The sequence below is a fragment of the Bradyrhizobium sp. 215_C5_N1_1 genome, assembly GCF_052075935.1.
Lineage (GTDB): Bacteria > Pseudomonadota > Alphaproteobacteria > Rhizobiales > Xanthobacteraceae > Bradyrhizobium > Bradyrhizobium barranii.
In genome coordinates, this window is record NZ_CP197228.1 from 3,156,884 (window position 1) to 3,171,615 (window position 14,732).

The window sequence follows — 14,732 nt, forward strand, 5'->3', positions numbered from 1 at the left end:
ATAGGCCGCCCTTGGAAAAGTTGAAAAACTACCGACCGACCGAAAAAGAGCCTTTCATGAACGACCGGCAGAAGGAGTACTTCCGTTTGAAGCTCCTCGCCTGGAAGGATGAGATCCTCAAAGAGTCCAAGCTCACCCTGCAGGCTCTGCAGGAGGAGAACGTGAACCACCCCGATCTCGCCGATCGGGCATCGTCCGAAACCGACCGCGCCATCGAACTCCGCGCCCGCGACCGCCAGCGCAAGTTGATCGCCAAGATCGACGCCGCGCTCCAGCGTATCGAGGACAACACCTACGGCTATTGCGAGGACACCGGCGAGCCGATCTCTTTGAAGCGGCTCGAAGCCCGGCCCATCGCGACGCTCTCGGTGGAAGCGCAGGAGCGCCACGAGAAACGCGAGAAGGTCTACCGCGACGAATAGAGTCCGAGCCGCAGCGATGCGGCTCTTTGTTTTTGGACGCACGGTGCTGCTTGAGCGCCGTGATCAGCATTTTGTCTGCCGCTTGCCGTGACGCGCATCAGCGCAGGCGCGATCGTGAAAAGTGAATCACGATCAATGGGCTGGAGTCACTTCCTCCGAGCTCACGTAAGTTCCGATGAGAAACAGCCTTCACTTCAGGTGCGGGAGGTTTTGCGAGTCGCATCAACGAGATCGACTCGAATGCTGAGGCACCGATCCGGCAGCTTCACACATCGCTGCAATCAGGCTTGGCTGCAATCAGGCTTGCTGCGACGCCACAAGGTGCGCATCGCCATAAAGCCTGGACCAGCTCAATATTTCCTTAAATGCCGGTAACAGGCCGTAGGCCGCATCCGTCAACTCGTACTCGACCCTCAAGGGTTTCTCCGCGAAGACGGTTCGCGACACCAATCCGTCCTGCTCTAGCTCGCGCAGCTGCGTGGTCAGCATGTGCTGGGTGATGCCGCCGATCGATCGCCGCAACGCGCCGAAACGAACGGCGCCGTTCATCAGCGCGAACAGGATCTCCAGCTTCCACTTGCCGCCGAGTGCATGGATGGCGCGCTTGAAGTCGGCGAGCAGGGCAGGGTCGGGGCTGCAATCGCAGTCGCCGTCGCAAACGCTGGTCAGGTTTTCCATACCGGTCTCGAAATCCATTCTACTTGTTCCCCGGGAGATAGTGACCAGATGCGGCCTTGAGCAGGGTGGCGGAACCAATTCGCCCAGCCTGCGCAATGAGGGGAATTCGGCAATGAGCATTGTTCTGGTCACCGGCGGGTCCGGCTTCGTCGGCGTCCATGTCGTCCTGCAACTTCTGGCCGCCGGCCATCAGGTGCGGACCACGGTGCGCCGCCCGGACCGGCAGGCCGACGTGCTGGCGATGTTGCGCGAGGGTGGGGCTGCGTCGCCTGAAAGCCTGTCCTTTTTCACCGCCGATCTCACCGTGGACGAAGGCTGGCACGAGGCCGTCGCCGGCTGCGATTACGTGCTCCATGTCGCCTCGCCATTGTCGACCAGTGTTCCCAAGGACGAGAACGAGATGATCATCCCGGCCCGCGACGGCACGCTGCGGGTGCTGCGTGCCGCACGCGAGGCCGGCGTCAGGCGGGTCGTCGTCACCTCGTCGCTGGGCGCGATCGGCTATGGCCATCCGGCGAGCGACAGGCCGTTCGACGAGACCGACTGGACCAATCTCGACGGCGCCGACGTGCAGCCCTACATCAAATCCAAGACGCTGGCCGAGCGGGCGGCCTGGGATTTCGTCGCGCGCGAGGGCGGTGGGCTCGAATTGTCCGTCGTCAATCCCGCCGGCATTTTTGGCCCCGTGCTGGGGCCGGACTTCTCCGGCTCGATCGAGATCGTCAAATCGCTGCTCGACGGCGCCATGCCGGCGGTGCCGCGGGTCTATTTCGGCGTGGTCGACGTGCGCGACGTGGCCGATTTGCACCTGCGCGCGATGACGGCGCCCGAAGCGAAAGGCGAGCGCTTCATCGCGGTCTCCGGTGAGACGATGTCGATCCTCGATATCGCCAGGGTGCTGCGGCGGGAACTCGGACCCAGGGCGCGCCGAGTTCCACGGCTCCAGGCCCCGGACTGGCTGGTGCGGCTGGCCGCGAACCGGATTCCGCTGCTGCGCGCGGTCGTGCCGATGCTTGGAAGGGTTCGGCATTCAACCAGCGCCAAGGCGAGGTCGCTGCTCGGCTGGGAGGCCCGTTCCAACGACGAGGCGATCCTCGCGACGGCCGAGAGCCTGATCCGGCTCGGCCTCGTCAAGGGCTGAGGGCGCCCCGTGCGCCGTCCGTTGGCCCGCGCTTGTCACGCCGCGGCGGGGATGCTGAAGTGCCGACCTCAATTGCGTAGCGTGGGAGCCGGCGCCAATGGACAAGATTCTCAAAGCCGCAAAGGCGATTGCGCTCGCGCGCCGTAACCGCGCGCCGCTCGCGGCCCTGGATCATCCGCCCGCCGATGAGGCCGAGGGCTATCAGGTCCAGCGCGCGCTGCATGATCTGCTGCTGCCGCATGTCGGGCCCCTGGTCGGCTACAAGATCGGCTGCACCAGCCAGGTGATGCAGGACTATATCGGCATCCCGCATCCCTGCGGCGGCGGCGTGTTCCAGAAGGGCGTGCACGAGAGCGGGGCCAAGCTCGCGGCTGCCGACTATGTCCGTGTCGGCGTCGAGTGCGAGATCGCGGTGCGATTGCAGCGCGATCTCGCCGCCGGCGAGGCGCCGTTCACGGCCGAATGGGTCGGCGAGGCCGTCGAGGCCTATCATCCCGCGATCGAGATCGTCGACGACCGCTATGTGAAGTGGGAATCGATGGGTGCGCCGACGTTGATCGCCGACGATTTCTTCGCCGCCGGCTGCGTGCTGGGTGAGGCGGTGCCGCGCTCGTCGGTGCCGGATCTGAAGGCGGTCAAGGGCCGCGCCATCGTCAATGGCGAAGAGGTCAGCCACGGCACCGGCGCCGACGTGCTCGGCCATCCCCACAACGCACTCGCCTGGCTCGCCAACCACCTCGCCGCCGAAGGCAAGGGTCTGCACGCGGGGCAACTCGTGCTGACGGGGAGCCTGGTGAAGACGCTGTGGCTGAAGGCCGGCGACAAGGTGCGGATGGAGCTGGACGGGCTGGGCGTGGTGGAGGCGGAGTTTACGTGAGGCTCCTACGGCAATCCCCGCCGTCAGTCGTCCCAATCGGCTTTACAAAATACATGCGGCCCTTGCCAGGGGAGCTAGCGAGGGCCGCGTAGTACATCGTCGTTCGCGCCTAGGTTCGCGAACACGATGTGGGAGCTCGGGAGAGGCTTAGAAGGGCAACAGCACGTCCATGACCTGCTGACCGTAGCGCGGCTGCTGCACGTCCGTGATCTGGCCGCGGCCGCCATAGGCGATGCGGGCCTGTGCGATCTTGCTGGAATCGATGGTGTTGTCGCTCTGGATGTCTTCGGGGCGGACGATGCCGGCGACGATGAGTTCGCGGATCTCGTAGTTGACGCGGATCTCCTGCTTGCCTTCGACGACGAGGTTGCCGTTCGGCAGCACCTGGGTCACGACCGCGGCGACGTTGGTCTGCAAGGCCTCCGTGCGATTGACCGAGCCCTTGCCGTCGGCGGAGGATGTCGAGTCGGTGGTGAGAAGGCGGCCGGGCAGGATCTTGAGCGGCTGCGTGACCGTCTTGCTGCCGATGAAATCCGTAATCCCCGAATCCTCCTTGGCGGTTCGGCTGCGCTGGGTCTCGTTGGCGATGTTGGCCTTGTCGGTGATGTTCACGGTCACGGTCAGGAGGTCGCCGACATGGGTCGCGCGCTGATCCTTGAAGAAGGCCCGGCTGCCATTGCGCCACAGCGAGTTCGGATTGTAGGAGGCGACTTCCGGCTTCGGCATCGGCATCTGCACCGGTTTGTAGCCGGGTTGCGTCGTCGGATTGTCGATCGCCGACAATTTCGGTTGCTCGCCGATCTGCGACAGGCGGTCGATCGAGGAGCAGCCGCTCGCCAGCGCGCAAACTGCCAGCAGCAGACCAGAGATCGCGACGCGACGAAGACGGGAAGCCGAACTGAACCTGGACATGACTTACTCTGACTTGGCTGGAGCTTGCGGGACGCGAACTTGCGGAATCTGGGCCTGGGCGATCTGGGCTTGAGCGGCTTGGGCCGGAGACGCGGGGGCCTGGACCAGGCTCTGTGCGAGCGCAGCAGCAGCGTCCGCGGGGGTGGGCGCTTCGTCGCGCTTGAGCGAGGAGGTCTGCTCGACCGCAGGCGCCATCGGCGCGGACTGGCTCGCGCCCTGGATCGTCACCTGGCCGCGACCGGTGACGACGCCGCTTAGTGTGCGCTTGGTCTGGAGATTGAGCACGCTCACGGTGTCGCCGTCGGCGCCGCTCTCGAGCGCCTTGCCGCGCGTGGTGAGGTAGATCCCGGGGACCTGGTAGATGACGGTGACGCTCTGGTCGCGCGACACGAAGTCCGGCTTGACGATGTCGGCGACGCGGATCGGCATGCCCGCCCGCATCGGCCGGCGCAGCTGCATGCCGAGCGTGCGATCGCGCGAGGCGGGCTCGCCGGTGACCTCGGCCTTGGGCCGGCGCTCCAGCGCGATGTCGGAGGACTTGAGGAGATCGGCGCGGTCGATGTCGCGCGTCAGCACGGCCACTTCCACCGTCTCGATCGCGGTGCCGGTGAAGCGCAGCTTAGTCGGCGTCGGATTGTTGTCGTTGTTGATCTCGAAGGCGACGTCGAAACGGCCGTTGCGGGCGTCATAGCGGGTTGCGACCGGCTGGAGCGCACCGGTGTTGGAGGCGTCGAGCCGCATGTCGGCGACGCCGCGGTCGAACGTGACGGCGATGTTGGCGGCTTCCCCAAGGCCGAAGCGGCGCTCGAGCGCCGAGGCCACCGCGGTTTCGAGGTCCTTGTTGGCGAGCGTGCGGGCGAGGCGGGTGACCTGGACTTCCTTGATGTCGCCGGTCATCACGCCGATCACCTGCTTTGCGCGCAGCACCGACAGCACATGCGCGACCGGCAGCGCGCCGGTGGTGCCGAGATCGGGCGAGCGGTAGACCGGGATCAGCGCGGCCGAGCCGGCATTGTCGATGAGATCGCCGACCCGCACCACGTCCGAGGTCACGGTGACGCTCGCGCGCAGCGTCGGCGCTGCGATGAAATCGTCGGCGGCCTGCGCCGGCAGCGCCAGCAGTAGGAGAGCGGAGATCGTGGCGAGGGTGGTGCGGATCATCGTCATTGCCTCAGCGGAACAGCGCCGTGGTCGATTGCATCATCTGGTCGGCCGCGCTGATGACCTTGGCGTTCATCTCGTAGGCGCGCTGCGCGGCGATCAGGTCGCTCATCTCCGAGACGACGTCGACATTGGCCTGCTCCAGGCTGCCCTGCGTGACCTTACCGTAGCCTTCGGAGTTCGCGGTGCCGTCCTGCGGCGGGCCGGAAGAGGGCGTCTCGACGAACTGATTGTTGCCGACGGGTTGGAGGCCCGCCTTGTTGATGAAGCGGGTCACGCCGATCTGGCCCTGAACGGCCGACGTCGACGAGCCCGGCAGCGTCACCGAGACCTGGCCCTGCTCGTTGACGGCGAGGCCGGAGGCGTTGTTCGGGATGGTGATGGTCGGCTGCACCGGGTTGCCCTGCGCGGTGACGACGCGGCCCTGGTTGTCCATCTGGAAGGTGCCGTCGCGGGTGTACTGGAAGGTGCCGTCGGGCATCAGGATCTTGAAGAAGCCTTCGCCCGAGATCGCGAGGTCGAGGTCGTTGCCGGTCTGCGACAGCGTGCCCTGCGTCATGCTGCGCGGCGTGCCGACGGTCTTGACGCCGCCGCCGATGTCGACGCCGACAGGCACGATGGTGCCCTGGTCCGAGGCCTGCGCGCCGACGCGGCGGACGTGCTCGTAGATCAGGTCCTGGAACGCCGCCGTCTGCTTCTTGAAACCGGTGGTGCGCAGGTTGGCGATGTTGTTGGAGATGACCTGGACGTTGAGTTCCTGGGCCGCCATTCCGGTCGCAGCGGTGTGGAGCGCTTGCATGTCAGTGATCCCCTAATCAGGCCGGAACGTCGGCGAGCTTCTCGATCGCCGATTTGTGGAGGTCGCTCTGCTGCTGGAGCAGGTTGGCGATGGCGGTGTAGCTGCGCATGACCTCGACCATGCGGCTCATCTCGCCGACCGAGTTCACGTTGGACTTCTCGATGTAGCCCTGGCGCACGGTCGACTTGGTGATGGCCTGGGGGGTCGCGGAGCCGACGTCGTAGAGGTTGGCGCCGAGCTTGGTCAGCTTCGCCGCATCGTCGAACGCAGCCATGCGGATCTTGCCGCGGATCGAGTCGGTCTTGGCGGTGCCCTCGAGCACCGTGACGGTGCCGTCGGGTGCGACATTGATGTCGTGGTCGGTGGGCTGGAAGGTGATCGGGCCGCCGGTGCCGAGCACGAGGCTGCCGTCGGAGGTGACGAGCTGGCCGGTGCTGTTGAGCGAGAATTTGCCGTCGCGGGTGTAGCGTTCGCCGCCATTGGCCTGCACCGCGAAGAACGCGTTGCCGTCGATCGCCATGTCGAGCGGGTTGTTGGTCGGCTCCATCGGTCCCTGGCCGACGTCGCGGAAGGTGCCGCGGTCCTGCACATAGGAGACCCGGCGGTCGGACGCGATGAAATTGTCCTCACGCGCGTTCGAGTTGAGAAACTCCTCGAACAGCGAATGGTCGGCCTTGAAGCCGTTGGTGTTGGCATTGGCGACGTTGTTGGCGATGACATCCATCTGCCGTTCCAACGTCATCTGCCGTGACAAGCCGATCAGAAGCGCGTTCTGCATCGGAAATCTCCCCTGAGTGAGCCTGCCACCTCGCTCTCCCAAGCGCCTTGGCCGACCCGTGAACGAGACCGCCAGGTTCTCCCAAACCCTCCGGCCTCGGTCCTCTCTCAGCGAAAGCCGTGCCAACTCGAAAAAATATGTAATTTCAATATCTTGTCGATTTTTGAGGGGTGCGAGAAGGCGGCAGAAAGGTTCTGTTAGCCATGTTTGCCCGGCAGATTTTTCCTAGTGGAGGCCCAATCGAAAGATTCCGTTAACCATTATTACCGTAGCGTTTGCGTGTAAGAGGAGCGCACTGCGCTGGGGCATTTGTATCGCGTCACTGTCTGCCAGGAGGCTTCGCTCTTTCGACCCTTTATGAGATGAGCGAGCCTATCGACCATGGCAGACAATGAAGCGGAAGGCGGCGCAGCCGCCGAAGGCGCGGAAGCCGCTCCGCCAAAGAACAAGCTCAAGCTCATCATCTTGGCCGTCGGTCTGCTCGCCGTCCTCGGCGGCGGTGCCGCGACCTGGTTCTTCTTCTTCCGTCATGGCGACGACGAGCATCACGCCGAGGCGGCGCCGCCGCCGAAGCCACCGGCCTTCGTCGACGTGCCCGACATCATGGTGAACCTCGCCGGCGCGCCCGGTGAGCGCGTGCAATATCTCAAGCTCAAGATCGTGCTGGAGCTGAAGGAAGAGAAGCAGATCGAGGCGATCAAGCCGACGATGCCGCGCATCACCGACATCTTCCAGACCTATGTGCGCGAGCTGCGCTCCTCCGACCTCAACGGCTCCGCCGGCGTCTTCCGCCTCAAGGAAGAGCTGACCAAGCGCGTCAATGCGGCGGTTTCCCCGATCCAGGTCAGCGCGGTGCTGTTCAAGGAAGTCGTGATCCAGTGAGCATGACGGGCTAGGGATCATGGCAGGCACCGACCAACCAGACCAGGATGCAATTGCCGCCCAATGGGAGGCCTCGCTTGATTCCGAGGATCCCGCGGAGGCCGCGAAGGCTGCTGCCGCAAACGAACTATCCGAGACCATGGCCCTGCAATGGGCGGCCATGGTCGAGGACGGCAGCCGCGATCTCGGCGCCGGCAAGAATTCCGGCGAGCGGGTGCTGTCGCAGGAGGAGATCGACAATCTTCTCGGCTTCGCGGTCGGCGACGTCACGCTCGACGACCATTCCGGCATTCGCGCGATCATCGATTCAGCGATGGTCTCCTACGAGCGTCTGCCGATGCTCGAAATCGTCTTCGACCGCCTGGTGCGGTTGCTGACGACCTCCCTGCGTAATTTCACCTCCGACAACGTCGAAGTCTCGCTCGACCGCATCACCTCGGTGCGCTTCGGCGACTACATGAACTCGATCCCGCTGCCGGCCGTTCTCTCGGTGTTCAAGGCCGAGGAGTGGGAAAACTTCGGCATGGCGGTGGTCGATTCCAGCCTGATCTATTCGATGATCGACGTGCTGCTCGGCGGTCGCCGTGGCGCGAGCCAGCTCCGCATCGAGGGCCGGCCCTACACCACGATCGAGACCGAGCTGGTCAAGCGGCTGGTCGAGGTGGTGCTGGTCGACGCCGAGCAGGCGTTCCGGCCGCTGTCGCCGGTCACCTTCACGATCGACCGGCTCGAGACCAATCCGCGTTTCGCCGCGATCAGCCGTCCCGCCAACGCCGCGATCCTGGTGCGCCTGCGCATCGACATGGAAGATCGCGGCGGCAACATCGAGCTGCTGCTGCCTTACGCGACCATCGAGCCGATCCGGGGCGTCCTGCTCCAGATGTTCATGGGCGAAAAATTCGGCCGCGACACGATCTGGGAGGGCCATTTCGCCACCGAGATCAACCAGGCCGAGATCGCGGTCGATGCCGTGCTCTACGAGGCCGAAATCCCGCTCAAGCAGCTGATGCGGCTCAAGGTCGGCGACACCCTGCCGCTCGACATGCACGCGGATGCCAACGTGACCGTGCGTTGCGGCGACGTCACCCTGACCGAGGGGCGGATGGGTCGGGTCGGCGACCGCGTCGCGATACGGGTGACGAAACCCCTGCGCAAGCCAAGTACGACACTTGCGATGTTCGAGAAGGTGGACGAGCAGAACAAGATGATGGAGGCCCCATGAACCACTCCCTGGGAATGGCGATCGAGACGCTGGTGGCTATCCTGCTGATGCTGACCATCGTCTACTGTGTCATGCTCAACAAGCGGCTGACGCGGCTGAAGGCGGACGAGCATTCGCTGAAGGCGGTCATCGGCGAGCTGATCACTGCCACCGAGATCGCCGAGCGCGCGATTGGCGGCTTGAAGCTCGCGGTACGCGACGTCAACGAGAACCTCGGCAGCCAGCTGGCGGCGGCGACGCAGATGTCGGACCAGCTCTACAAGCAGCTCGGCGAAGCCGACAATGTGGTGCGGCGCCTGTCCAAGATCGCGATCGCCGCGCGCCCTGCGGCCAGCCCGGAAGCGGCCGCGGTGCCCGCGGCCAAGCCCTCATCGGCGAAGGCGGTGGCGGCTGCGGCCGAAGCCTTCTCCGAGCGCCGACGATCCAACGGCCTTGCGGCATAAAGTCAGGGTATGAAATCCTTTCGTAACATCCGCGTCATTCCAGTCGTCCTGGTCGCCGTCGCAGGGCTCGCCACGCTCAAGGTCGTGGGCCTCGTGATCAATGGCGGCTATGTCTTCGACTACCAGCCGAGCCAGATCAAGAAATCCTGGGCGCAGGAGAATCTGAACTTTCCGACGGGGCGGGAAGACTCCGATATCACGGGATCTACCCACGGCGCGCCGAAGGAGGCGCCAAAGCCCGCCGCGCCCGAAACCAAGCCCGAGGGCACTGTGGTCAAGATGGACGAGGCCCAGCCGCAGGTCTCGGCCTCCGAGCGCGCGATCCTGGAGCGCTTGCAGGCACGCCGCCAGGAGATCGAGTCCCGCCAGCGCGAGATCGACATCCGCGAGAGCCTGCTGAAGTCGGCCGAGAAGCGCATCGAAAACAAGGTCGAGGAGATGAAGGCGGTGGAATCCCGCATCTCCGCGACCCAGGCCGAGCAGAAGGCCGCCGAAGCCCAGCGCATGAAGGGCCTCGTGACCATGTATGAGGGCATGAAGCCCAAGGACGCCGCACGGGTGTTCGACCGGCTCGAGATGGGCGTGCTGATCGAGATCGCCTCGCAGATCGCGCCGCGAAAGATGTCGGACATCATGGGCGTGATGTCGCCGGAGGCCGCCGAGCGGCTGACGGTCGAGATGGCCCGCCGGGCCAATGGCGGCGGCGATCAATCGGCCGCGGCCGGCGATCTCCCCAAGATCGACGGCAAGCCGACGCAAAAGCCGAATTGAAGGCTCCGAAGGCGCGGCGCGCTGCGGCAGCCTGCGCGCAATCGCGCGGTCGTTCGGCCTGTACGCGGCTAGACGCCTTGCGTGTCTAGTGCGCGAACCGCTGTTGAACCCTGGGACCCGTCGCGCTCAGCGGCTTCTCGACGGGAAGGAGGGTCTCGCAGTGCTGCCTGATCAGCGCAGCCTTCGTCGTGCGAGTCACGAGATGAAGGGTGCTGTGGCAGCAGGAACACTCGTATACCTTTAGTGCATAGCCCCGCGCGATTGGAAAGACGGCTACGACCGCTCTTGCCTGGCTACATACAATGCAGTTGGCTTCTCCGCTCATTGATTGCTCCCCCAAAAAAGTTGACCAATCGCATTCGCATCGCAATGATCACATTTGATTCAGAGTCGTTGATGGACCGCAACACCTCTGAGGTTGTGCGAGCCTACTCGGCAACCAAGTACGCAGATCAAACGCGCCGGGGAGTGGGGTGATCGCGAGCTTGATGTCTTTGCCGCACGAAGCTCGTCGGCTCGCGTTGCAGATGCAGCTGAAGCAAGCGGCATCTTCTGAGGCTGCGATGAGTTGACGCGTGCAACTGTGAACTGGAGTACAGTGGTGCTGGAGAGTTCGTCCTAGGCTCCCGCCAGCGGCAATCAGCCGCGCGGGCGGAAGCCATGAATTACTCGTCCGTAGCAGAACGCGCAATCGAAGCCGTCAATCGGCTGCTCATCGCGGCGATGACGTTGGCCTGGACATCCGCGCTTGACCATCAGCATGCATTGCCGCCGCAAGAAGAGGATGGCGACATTGACGATGCTTGTCCCGAGCGGGACAGCTCCGCCGCATCGGATGGCACGGGGAAACAACACTGAAGATCAATTGCCCTGCGGACATCACACGATCAGATCGTGCGGCACATGGGCGTGAGCTGAGCCTGCGCCGTGAGCCGGATCAATATGCGGCGGGGACGGCTCAGGCATCGACGCCGCCCTGAATCCGTGGACGACGCCAGCATGTTCGTGATGACCGGACGGGTCCGAAGGATCGTCCCATCCTGCGCTGAGCTCTGAATGGTGGCCATGCACAGCGCCATCCTTGATGGCGTAGGGTTCGACCGCCGTGTGCCAGGGCGCGGGCGCAATGTCACCCGAACCGTCAGAGCCGTGCTGCTTGAAATGAAATGAGTCCCCGAGGTGAACAAAAGCAACTCGGGGAAGATCGTTCTCGGCTATCGGCTCCCCATGATGATGCTCGCGCAAGTGATTTTCGTGGCGTGACGTCTCGATGGAGTCTGGGCCGGACTCGACGCTTGGGTCGACCGTGGACGGTGCGACCGGGCCGCTGTCCTTGGCGGCCACGCTCTCTGGAGCGGGCGCGATCTCCTTGCCGTTGTCGAACGGTGTCAGCTTGTCGAATACGAACCTATTCTCCGCGACTGCCGTGGAATGAAGCTGGTGGACGGGCTGCACGTGGCTCACCGCGGAGGCCACGTTCCCGCCGGTGGGGGCGTCCGATCGCGTGTTCGTATCGTCGGGCTGAACGAACTCGGTGTGCCTGACGAGGGCAATCCGGTCGCAATCGGCATCGAACCTGCACCCGCTCGCCTTTGCAGCTTGCCCGGGCCCGTCTCCGTCGATCAGGGCGGCTCGCTCATGGACGATTTCGCCTGATGAGGGGCTGGTCGCCGTCGTCGGGCTACCGGCCGCGTCGTTGTCCGCGCCCGGTTCCAGATTGGCCGGCGCGGCTGCCATCGCATGACCCGACGTTTCCTGCGCGAGCATGAAATCCGACGTCTGGACGGTGGAGAAGCCATCGAGATGGATTTCCACCAGACTGGAATCGCCGATGCTCAGGCTTTGATCCGTCGGATTGACGTACACGATGGTCTGGTTCGCCGAGCTGTCGTAGAGCCAGGCGATCGTATGTGCGGGCACCGTCGTGCTGGAGGGGTCGAGTGCCAGAACGGAGAGGGTGAGCGCGCCGAGCGCTATCAGGTCGCCCCGCTCAGAGTCTGCCTTGAAACCAGAGATGATATCAGGGCGCGCTGCACTGGAATTCGACGTCGAGGCAAAGACGAAATGATCGTCTCTGGAGCCGCCGGCAAGAAGGGTCTGTTCGTGCCCGTCGTGAGAGGCGTCGCGACCGCCGTTTGTGCCGATCTTGCCATGATCCGGACTTTCGCCGGAGGCGCCGATGCCATCCGTGTTCGCGTCATGGGTGCTCGCAGCCACCGTCGGACCGGCGGCAAAGGCTCTCGCAGCCGCATTGTCTTCGGGCGGCGCGGTGGCGTGGGGCGGATCGGCGGCATTGAGAGCTGCCGCGTGGCCGAAATGGTCGCGATCGTCGGCGCCGTGGATTGTGATGGCTATGGTCTGTTCCGTCCCATCGATGGTCGTGACCGTGAAGGTGTCGGTCAAAGTCTCGCAGGAAGGAAGCGCCTGCACGGCACAGTTGGCGGTGTCGAGCGTGTAGGTCCACACACCGGCGGCGGTCATTGTGAAAGTGCCGTAGCCGCCCGCGCTCCGTGTCGCACAAGTGACCGGCGTGAATGTGTTCGGCGTGTTGTCGACGTCGGTGTCAGTCAGTCTGCCGCTCGCCGTCGGCTTGCCGTGTTCCCTGCAATCGGGCTCGGTCACCGAGCCGGTGATGCAGCCGTGGATGATGGCCGGATCGTTCGTGCCGTGGATGGTGATCGTCACCACCTGCGCGGTGCCGTCGACGGTGGTCACGGTGAAGGTGTCGGTCAGGGTGTCGTGGGCGTTCAGCGCCTGGACGGCGCAATTGGTGTCATCGAGCGTGTAGGTCCAGACGCCGTCAGCCGTCATCCGGAAGCAGCCGTAACCGTGGTCGCTCGCCCTGGGCGAGGTCACCGGCGTGAAGCTGTCGGGAGTATTGTCGACATCCGTATCTGCAAGCTTGCCGGTCGCGATCGGAGTCCCGGGCTTCCAACACGCGGCTTCCGTCACGGTGCCGGTCGTCGTCCCGGAAATGATGGCAGCGTCGTTGGAGCCGTTGATCGTGATGGTAATCAACTGCGGGGTGCCGCCGATGCTGGTCACCGTGAAGGTGTCTGTCAGCGTCTTGCCGACGTTCAGAGCCTGCACTGCGCTGTTGGATTGATCGAGCGTGTAGCTCCAGACGCCGTCGGCGGTCATGGTGAAAGTGCCGTAGCCGTGTGCACTCTTCGTCGGGGAATTGACGGCCGTGAAAGTGTTGGCGGGGTCGTCGACGTCGATATCCGAAAGCTTGCCGGTTGTGACAGGTGGGCCGGTTGTGACAGGTGGGCCGGATGGGGCATTGGCGACGCCGCCGGATTCGATTGACAAGCCGGTCGTCGTGCCGGAGATGATCGCCGCGTCGTCGGCTCCGTTGATGTTGATCGTGAAGGCCTGTTGAGCCGAAAGCGACCCGTCGGACACGGTGATCACAAAGCTATCGGTGGTCGGCGTCTTCAGCGCGTTGATCGCGCCACTGTTGGGAACGAAGGCATAGGCGCCAGTCGAGCTGTTCAGATAAAGCGTGCCATAAGAGCTGGTCTTCGATACGTCGTAGATCGCTCCCTCCAGCGCGGTAGCGCCCGTAGCGCCTCCGCTGATGCCGAAAGTCAGCGCGGCGCTGGAGCTGCTGGCGCTGAAGGTTCCCCTCGTTGCGGCGAAGACGTCGAACGCGACCGTGTCGAGTTCAAGCGGGCCCGCCTGCACATTCAAGATCGGCGGCGTCCGCACGGGCGTGATGATGTCGGGCACCGTGACGATGATCGGCTGCAACGGCAGCAGTGCGCTTGGCGCCGCGGGCGCTATGAAATTGATCGGCTCCAGCGGCAGAGATTCGACGAACGGAGGCGTGCCGGACCCGTTCTTGCCAAATCCCTTCGAGAAATTTTCGAGCGCCTCCTGCTGGGCCACCCGCAGCTCCTCCATGCGGGTCGCGCTGTTGTCGAGCTGATTCACGGTAAGCCCGGAGCCGACCTTGCTCAGCACGACCGTTTGTCCGGGGTCCTCGACGATGATGTGCCGCGGGATTGATTCCTTGGTCGTGAGCTCGAACGTGCCGTGTGCAAAGTCCTTGTATGTAATCGTATCGTCGTCCAGGAACGTTGCGTTCGGGTCTGCGGCCCTGACCTCTTTGATCATCGAGAAGAGCAATGCCGTGAGCGACAGCATCCCGAAACGGCCGGCAGAGGCTCGCTCATGAGATTGAATAGCGGGTACATCAGGAGGATTGCTCTTCGCCGTCTTCACGCGGCGATGCAGGCCCGCAGCGGCTTCGCGCTCGCCCCCGTGCTCTGCAGTGGACGTGACGGCCATTTTTCAACCTCGATTGCCCTAGCGGTCGGCCTCAGGCGTCGCCCTATGCCGCCGCGTCTTGGCCGGCTTGCCGCGTCACGCGATCGGGAACAATTTTGTGCCGGCAACCTCAGCTATGCCCGCTAAAAAGTTGTCGTTTCTGAGAATTCCGCCCAGGCTGATCACGGCAGAATTGCTGACGTTTCGCCCGACGGTACCGCTTTCAGCGCTAAAAGCTGTTTGAAATTGCCTGGCGCGGATAGTGACTCTTTTGGACACGGCGATCAGCCATTCGGATTACCCCGGAATAACCATTTTGGCTGTCGTGGTTTGCTGTTGCTGGTCTGCCATTATCCCCGATGGCTTTCGCCAGC

Annotated in this window: 14 protein-coding genes; 8 read left to right on the plus strand and 6 right to left on the minus strand. The window is 64.1% G+C overall.

Annotated features, from left to right (window positions below; translation table 11 throughout):
• Nucleotides 1-56: 56 nt before the first annotated feature.
• Complete coding sequence (gene dksA / locus AB7G19_RS14760) at nucleotides 57-422, plus strand: RNA polymerase-binding protein DksA (protein ID WP_008554760.1); 366 nt, start codon at nucleotides 57-59, stop codon at nucleotides 420-422.
• A gap of 297 nt (nucleotides 423-719) precedes the next feature.
• Here dksA and AB7G19_RS14765 read toward each other — a convergent pair whose 3' ends face one another.
• Nucleotides 720-1,118 carry a winged helix-turn-helix transcriptional regulator gene (locus tag AB7G19_RS14765; RefSeq protein WP_441267906.1) on the minus strand — a complete coding sequence of 133 codons (399 nt, stop codon included), beginning with the start codon at nucleotides 1,116-1,118 and terminating at the stop codon, nucleotides 720-722.
• A 94-nt stretch (nucleotides 1,119-1,212) separates the two neighbouring features.
• Here AB7G19_RS14765 and AB7G19_RS14770 point away from each other — a divergent pair, with 94 nt between their 5' ends.
• Together AB7G19_RS14770 and AB7G19_RS14775 are read left to right on the plus strand one after the other, a co-directional pair.
• Complete coding sequence (locus AB7G19_RS14770) at nucleotides 1,213-2,241, plus strand: SDR family oxidoreductase (RefSeq protein ID WP_441267907.1); 1,029 nt, start codon at nucleotides 1,213-1,215, stop codon at nucleotides 2,239-2,241.
• A gap of 97 nt (nucleotides 2,242-2,338) precedes the next feature.
• The gene (locus tag AB7G19_RS14775; protein ID WP_354114870.1) at nucleotides 2,339-3,118 is read left to right on the plus strand and encodes a 2-keto-4-pentenoate hydratase; all 780 of its coding nucleotides are present in this window, start codon (nucleotides 2,339-2,341) and stop codon (nucleotides 3,116-3,118) included.
• Between the two features lie 147 nt (nucleotides 3,119-3,265).
• On the opposite strand, the gene flgH is transcribed toward AB7G19_RS14775, so the two are convergent.
• From flgH to flgF, 4 genes are read right to left on the minus strand one after another with little or no spacing between them, the layout of a single operon-like run.
• Nucleotides 3,266-4,030: a flagellar basal body L-ring protein FlgH gene (gene flgH, locus AB7G19_RS14780; protein WP_063982276.1), complete on the minus strand. Its 765-nt coding sequence runs from the start codon at nucleotides 4,028-4,030 to the stop codon at nucleotides 3,266-3,268.
• Nucleotides 4,031-4,033: 3 nt separating this feature from the next.
• The gene (gene flgA / locus AB7G19_RS14785; RefSeq protein WP_441267908.1) at nucleotides 4,034-5,191 is read right to left on the minus strand and encodes a flagellar basal body P-ring formation chaperone FlgA; all 1,158 of its coding nucleotides are present in this window, start codon (nucleotides 5,189-5,191) and stop codon (nucleotides 4,034-4,036) included.
• A gap of 10 nt (nucleotides 5,192-5,201) precedes the next feature.
• The gene (flgG, locus tag AB7G19_RS14790; protein WP_014494004.1) at nucleotides 5,202-5,990 is read right to left on the minus strand and encodes a flagellar basal-body rod protein FlgG; all 789 of its coding nucleotides are present in this window, start codon (nucleotides 5,988-5,990) and stop codon (nucleotides 5,202-5,204) included.
• A gap of 16 nt (nucleotides 5,991-6,006) precedes the next feature.
• Nucleotides 6,007-6,768 (minus strand): flagellar basal-body rod protein FlgF, encoded by a 762-nt coding sequence (flgF, locus tag AB7G19_RS14795; protein ID WP_354099770.1) that lies wholly within the window; start codon nucleotides 6,766-6,768, stop codon nucleotides 6,007-6,009.
• A 381-nt stretch (nucleotides 6,769-7,149) separates the two neighbouring features.
• On the opposite strand from flgF, the gene fliL reads away from it, so the two are divergent.
• The 5 genes from fliL (at nucleotide 7,150) to AB7G19_RS14820 (ending at nucleotide 10,944) form a co-directional block, all read left to right on the plus strand.
• On the plus strand, nucleotides 7,150-7,650 hold the full coding sequence (gene fliL, locus AB7G19_RS14800) for a flagellar basal body-associated protein FliL (RefSeq protein ID WP_441267909.1): 501 nt from the start codon (nucleotides 7,150-7,152) through the stop codon (nucleotides 7,648-7,650).
• A gap of 19 nt (nucleotides 7,651-7,669) precedes the next feature.
• On the plus strand, nucleotides 7,670-8,872 hold the full coding sequence (fliM, locus tag AB7G19_RS14805) for a flagellar motor switch protein FliM (protein ID WP_441267910.1): 1,203 nt from the start codon (nucleotides 7,670-7,672) through the stop codon (nucleotides 8,870-8,872).
• Nucleotides 8,869-9,315: a DUF6468 domain-containing protein gene (locus AB7G19_RS14810; protein ID WP_063982280.1), complete on the plus strand. Its 447-nt coding sequence runs from the start codon at nucleotides 8,869-8,871 to the stop codon at nucleotides 9,313-9,315. The genes fliM and AB7G19_RS14810 overlap by 4 nt, the downstream gene beginning before the upstream one ends.
• Nucleotides 9,316-9,324: 9 nt before the next feature.
• A complete protein-coding gene (locus AB7G19_RS14815; RefSeq protein WP_354124057.1) occupies nucleotides 9,325-10,086 on the plus strand; it encodes a MotE family protein in 762 nt (253 codons plus the stop codon).
• 660 nt (nucleotides 10,087-10,746) lie between these two features.
• Nucleotides 10,747-10,944: a hypothetical protein gene (locus AB7G19_RS14820; protein WP_071912220.1), complete on the plus strand. Its 198-nt coding sequence runs from the start codon at nucleotides 10,747-10,749 to the stop codon at nucleotides 10,942-10,944.
• Between the two features lie 21 nt (nucleotides 10,945-10,965).
• Here AB7G19_RS14820 and AB7G19_RS14825 read toward each other — a convergent pair whose 3' ends face one another.
• Complete coding sequence (locus AB7G19_RS14825) at nucleotides 10,966-14,379, minus strand: VCBS domain-containing protein (RefSeq protein WP_441267911.1); 3,414 nt, start codon at nucleotides 14,377-14,379, stop codon at nucleotides 10,966-10,968.
• Nucleotides 14,380-14,732 lie beyond the last annotated feature (353 nt).

What these genes read in the sequence shown, in the direction of transcription:
- AB7G19_RS14825 (WP_441267911.1), bottom strand. Translation starts at nt 14,379, where the DNA reads ATGGCCGTCACGTCCACTGCAGAGCACGGGGGCGAGCGCGAAGCCGCT.
- AB7G19_RS14775 (WP_354114870.1), top strand. Translation starts at nt 2,339, where the DNA reads ATGGACAAGATTCTCAAAGCCGCAAAGGCGATTGCGCTCGCGCGCCGT.
- fliM (WP_441267910.1), top strand. Translation starts at nt 7,670, where the DNA reads ATGGCAGGCACCGACCAACCAGACCAGGATGCAATTGCCGCCCAATGG.
- flgF (WP_354099770.1), bottom strand. Translation starts at nt 6,768, where the DNA reads ATGCAGAACGCGCTTCTGATCGGCTTGTCACGGCAGATGACGTTGGAA.
- flgA (WP_441267908.1), bottom strand. Translation starts at nt 5,191, where the DNA reads ATGATCCGCACCACCCTCGCCACGATCTCCGCTCTCCTACTGCTGGCG.
- flgH (WP_063982276.1), bottom strand. Translation starts at nt 4,030, where the DNA reads ATGTCCAGGTTCAGTTCGGCTTCCCGTCTTCGTCGCGTCGCGATCTCT.
- fliL (WP_441267909.1), top strand. Translation starts at nt 7,150, where the DNA reads ATGGCAGACAATGAAGCGGAAGGCGGCGCAGCCGCCGAAGGCGCGGAA.
- AB7G19_RS14770 (WP_441267907.1), top strand. Translation starts at nt 1,213, where the DNA reads ATGAGCATTGTTCTGGTCACCGGCGGGTCCGGCTTCGTCGGCGTCCAT.
- AB7G19_RS14820 (WP_071912220.1), top strand. Translation starts at nt 10,747, where the DNA reads ATGAATTACTCGTCCGTAGCAGAACGCGCAATCGAAGCCGTCAATCGG.
- dksA (WP_008554760.1), top strand. Translation starts at nt 57, where the DNA reads ATGAACGACCGGCAGAAGGAGTACTTCCGTTTGAAGCTCCTCGCCTGG.
- AB7G19_RS14765 (WP_441267906.1), bottom strand. Translation starts at nt 1,118, where the DNA reads ATGGATTTCGAGACCGGTATGGAAAACCTGACCAGCGTTTGCGACGGC.
- AB7G19_RS14810 (WP_063982280.1), top strand. Translation starts at nt 8,869, where the DNA reads ATGAACCACTCCCTGGGAATGGCGATCGAGACGCTGGTGGCTATCCTG.
- flgG (WP_014494004.1), bottom strand. Translation starts at nt 5,990, where the DNA reads ATGCAAGCGCTCCACACCGCTGCGACCGGAATGGCGGCCCAGGAACTC.
- AB7G19_RS14815 (WP_354124057.1), top strand. Translation starts at nt 9,325, where the DNA reads ATGAAATCCTTTCGTAACATCCGCGTCATTCCAGTCGTCCTGGTCGCC.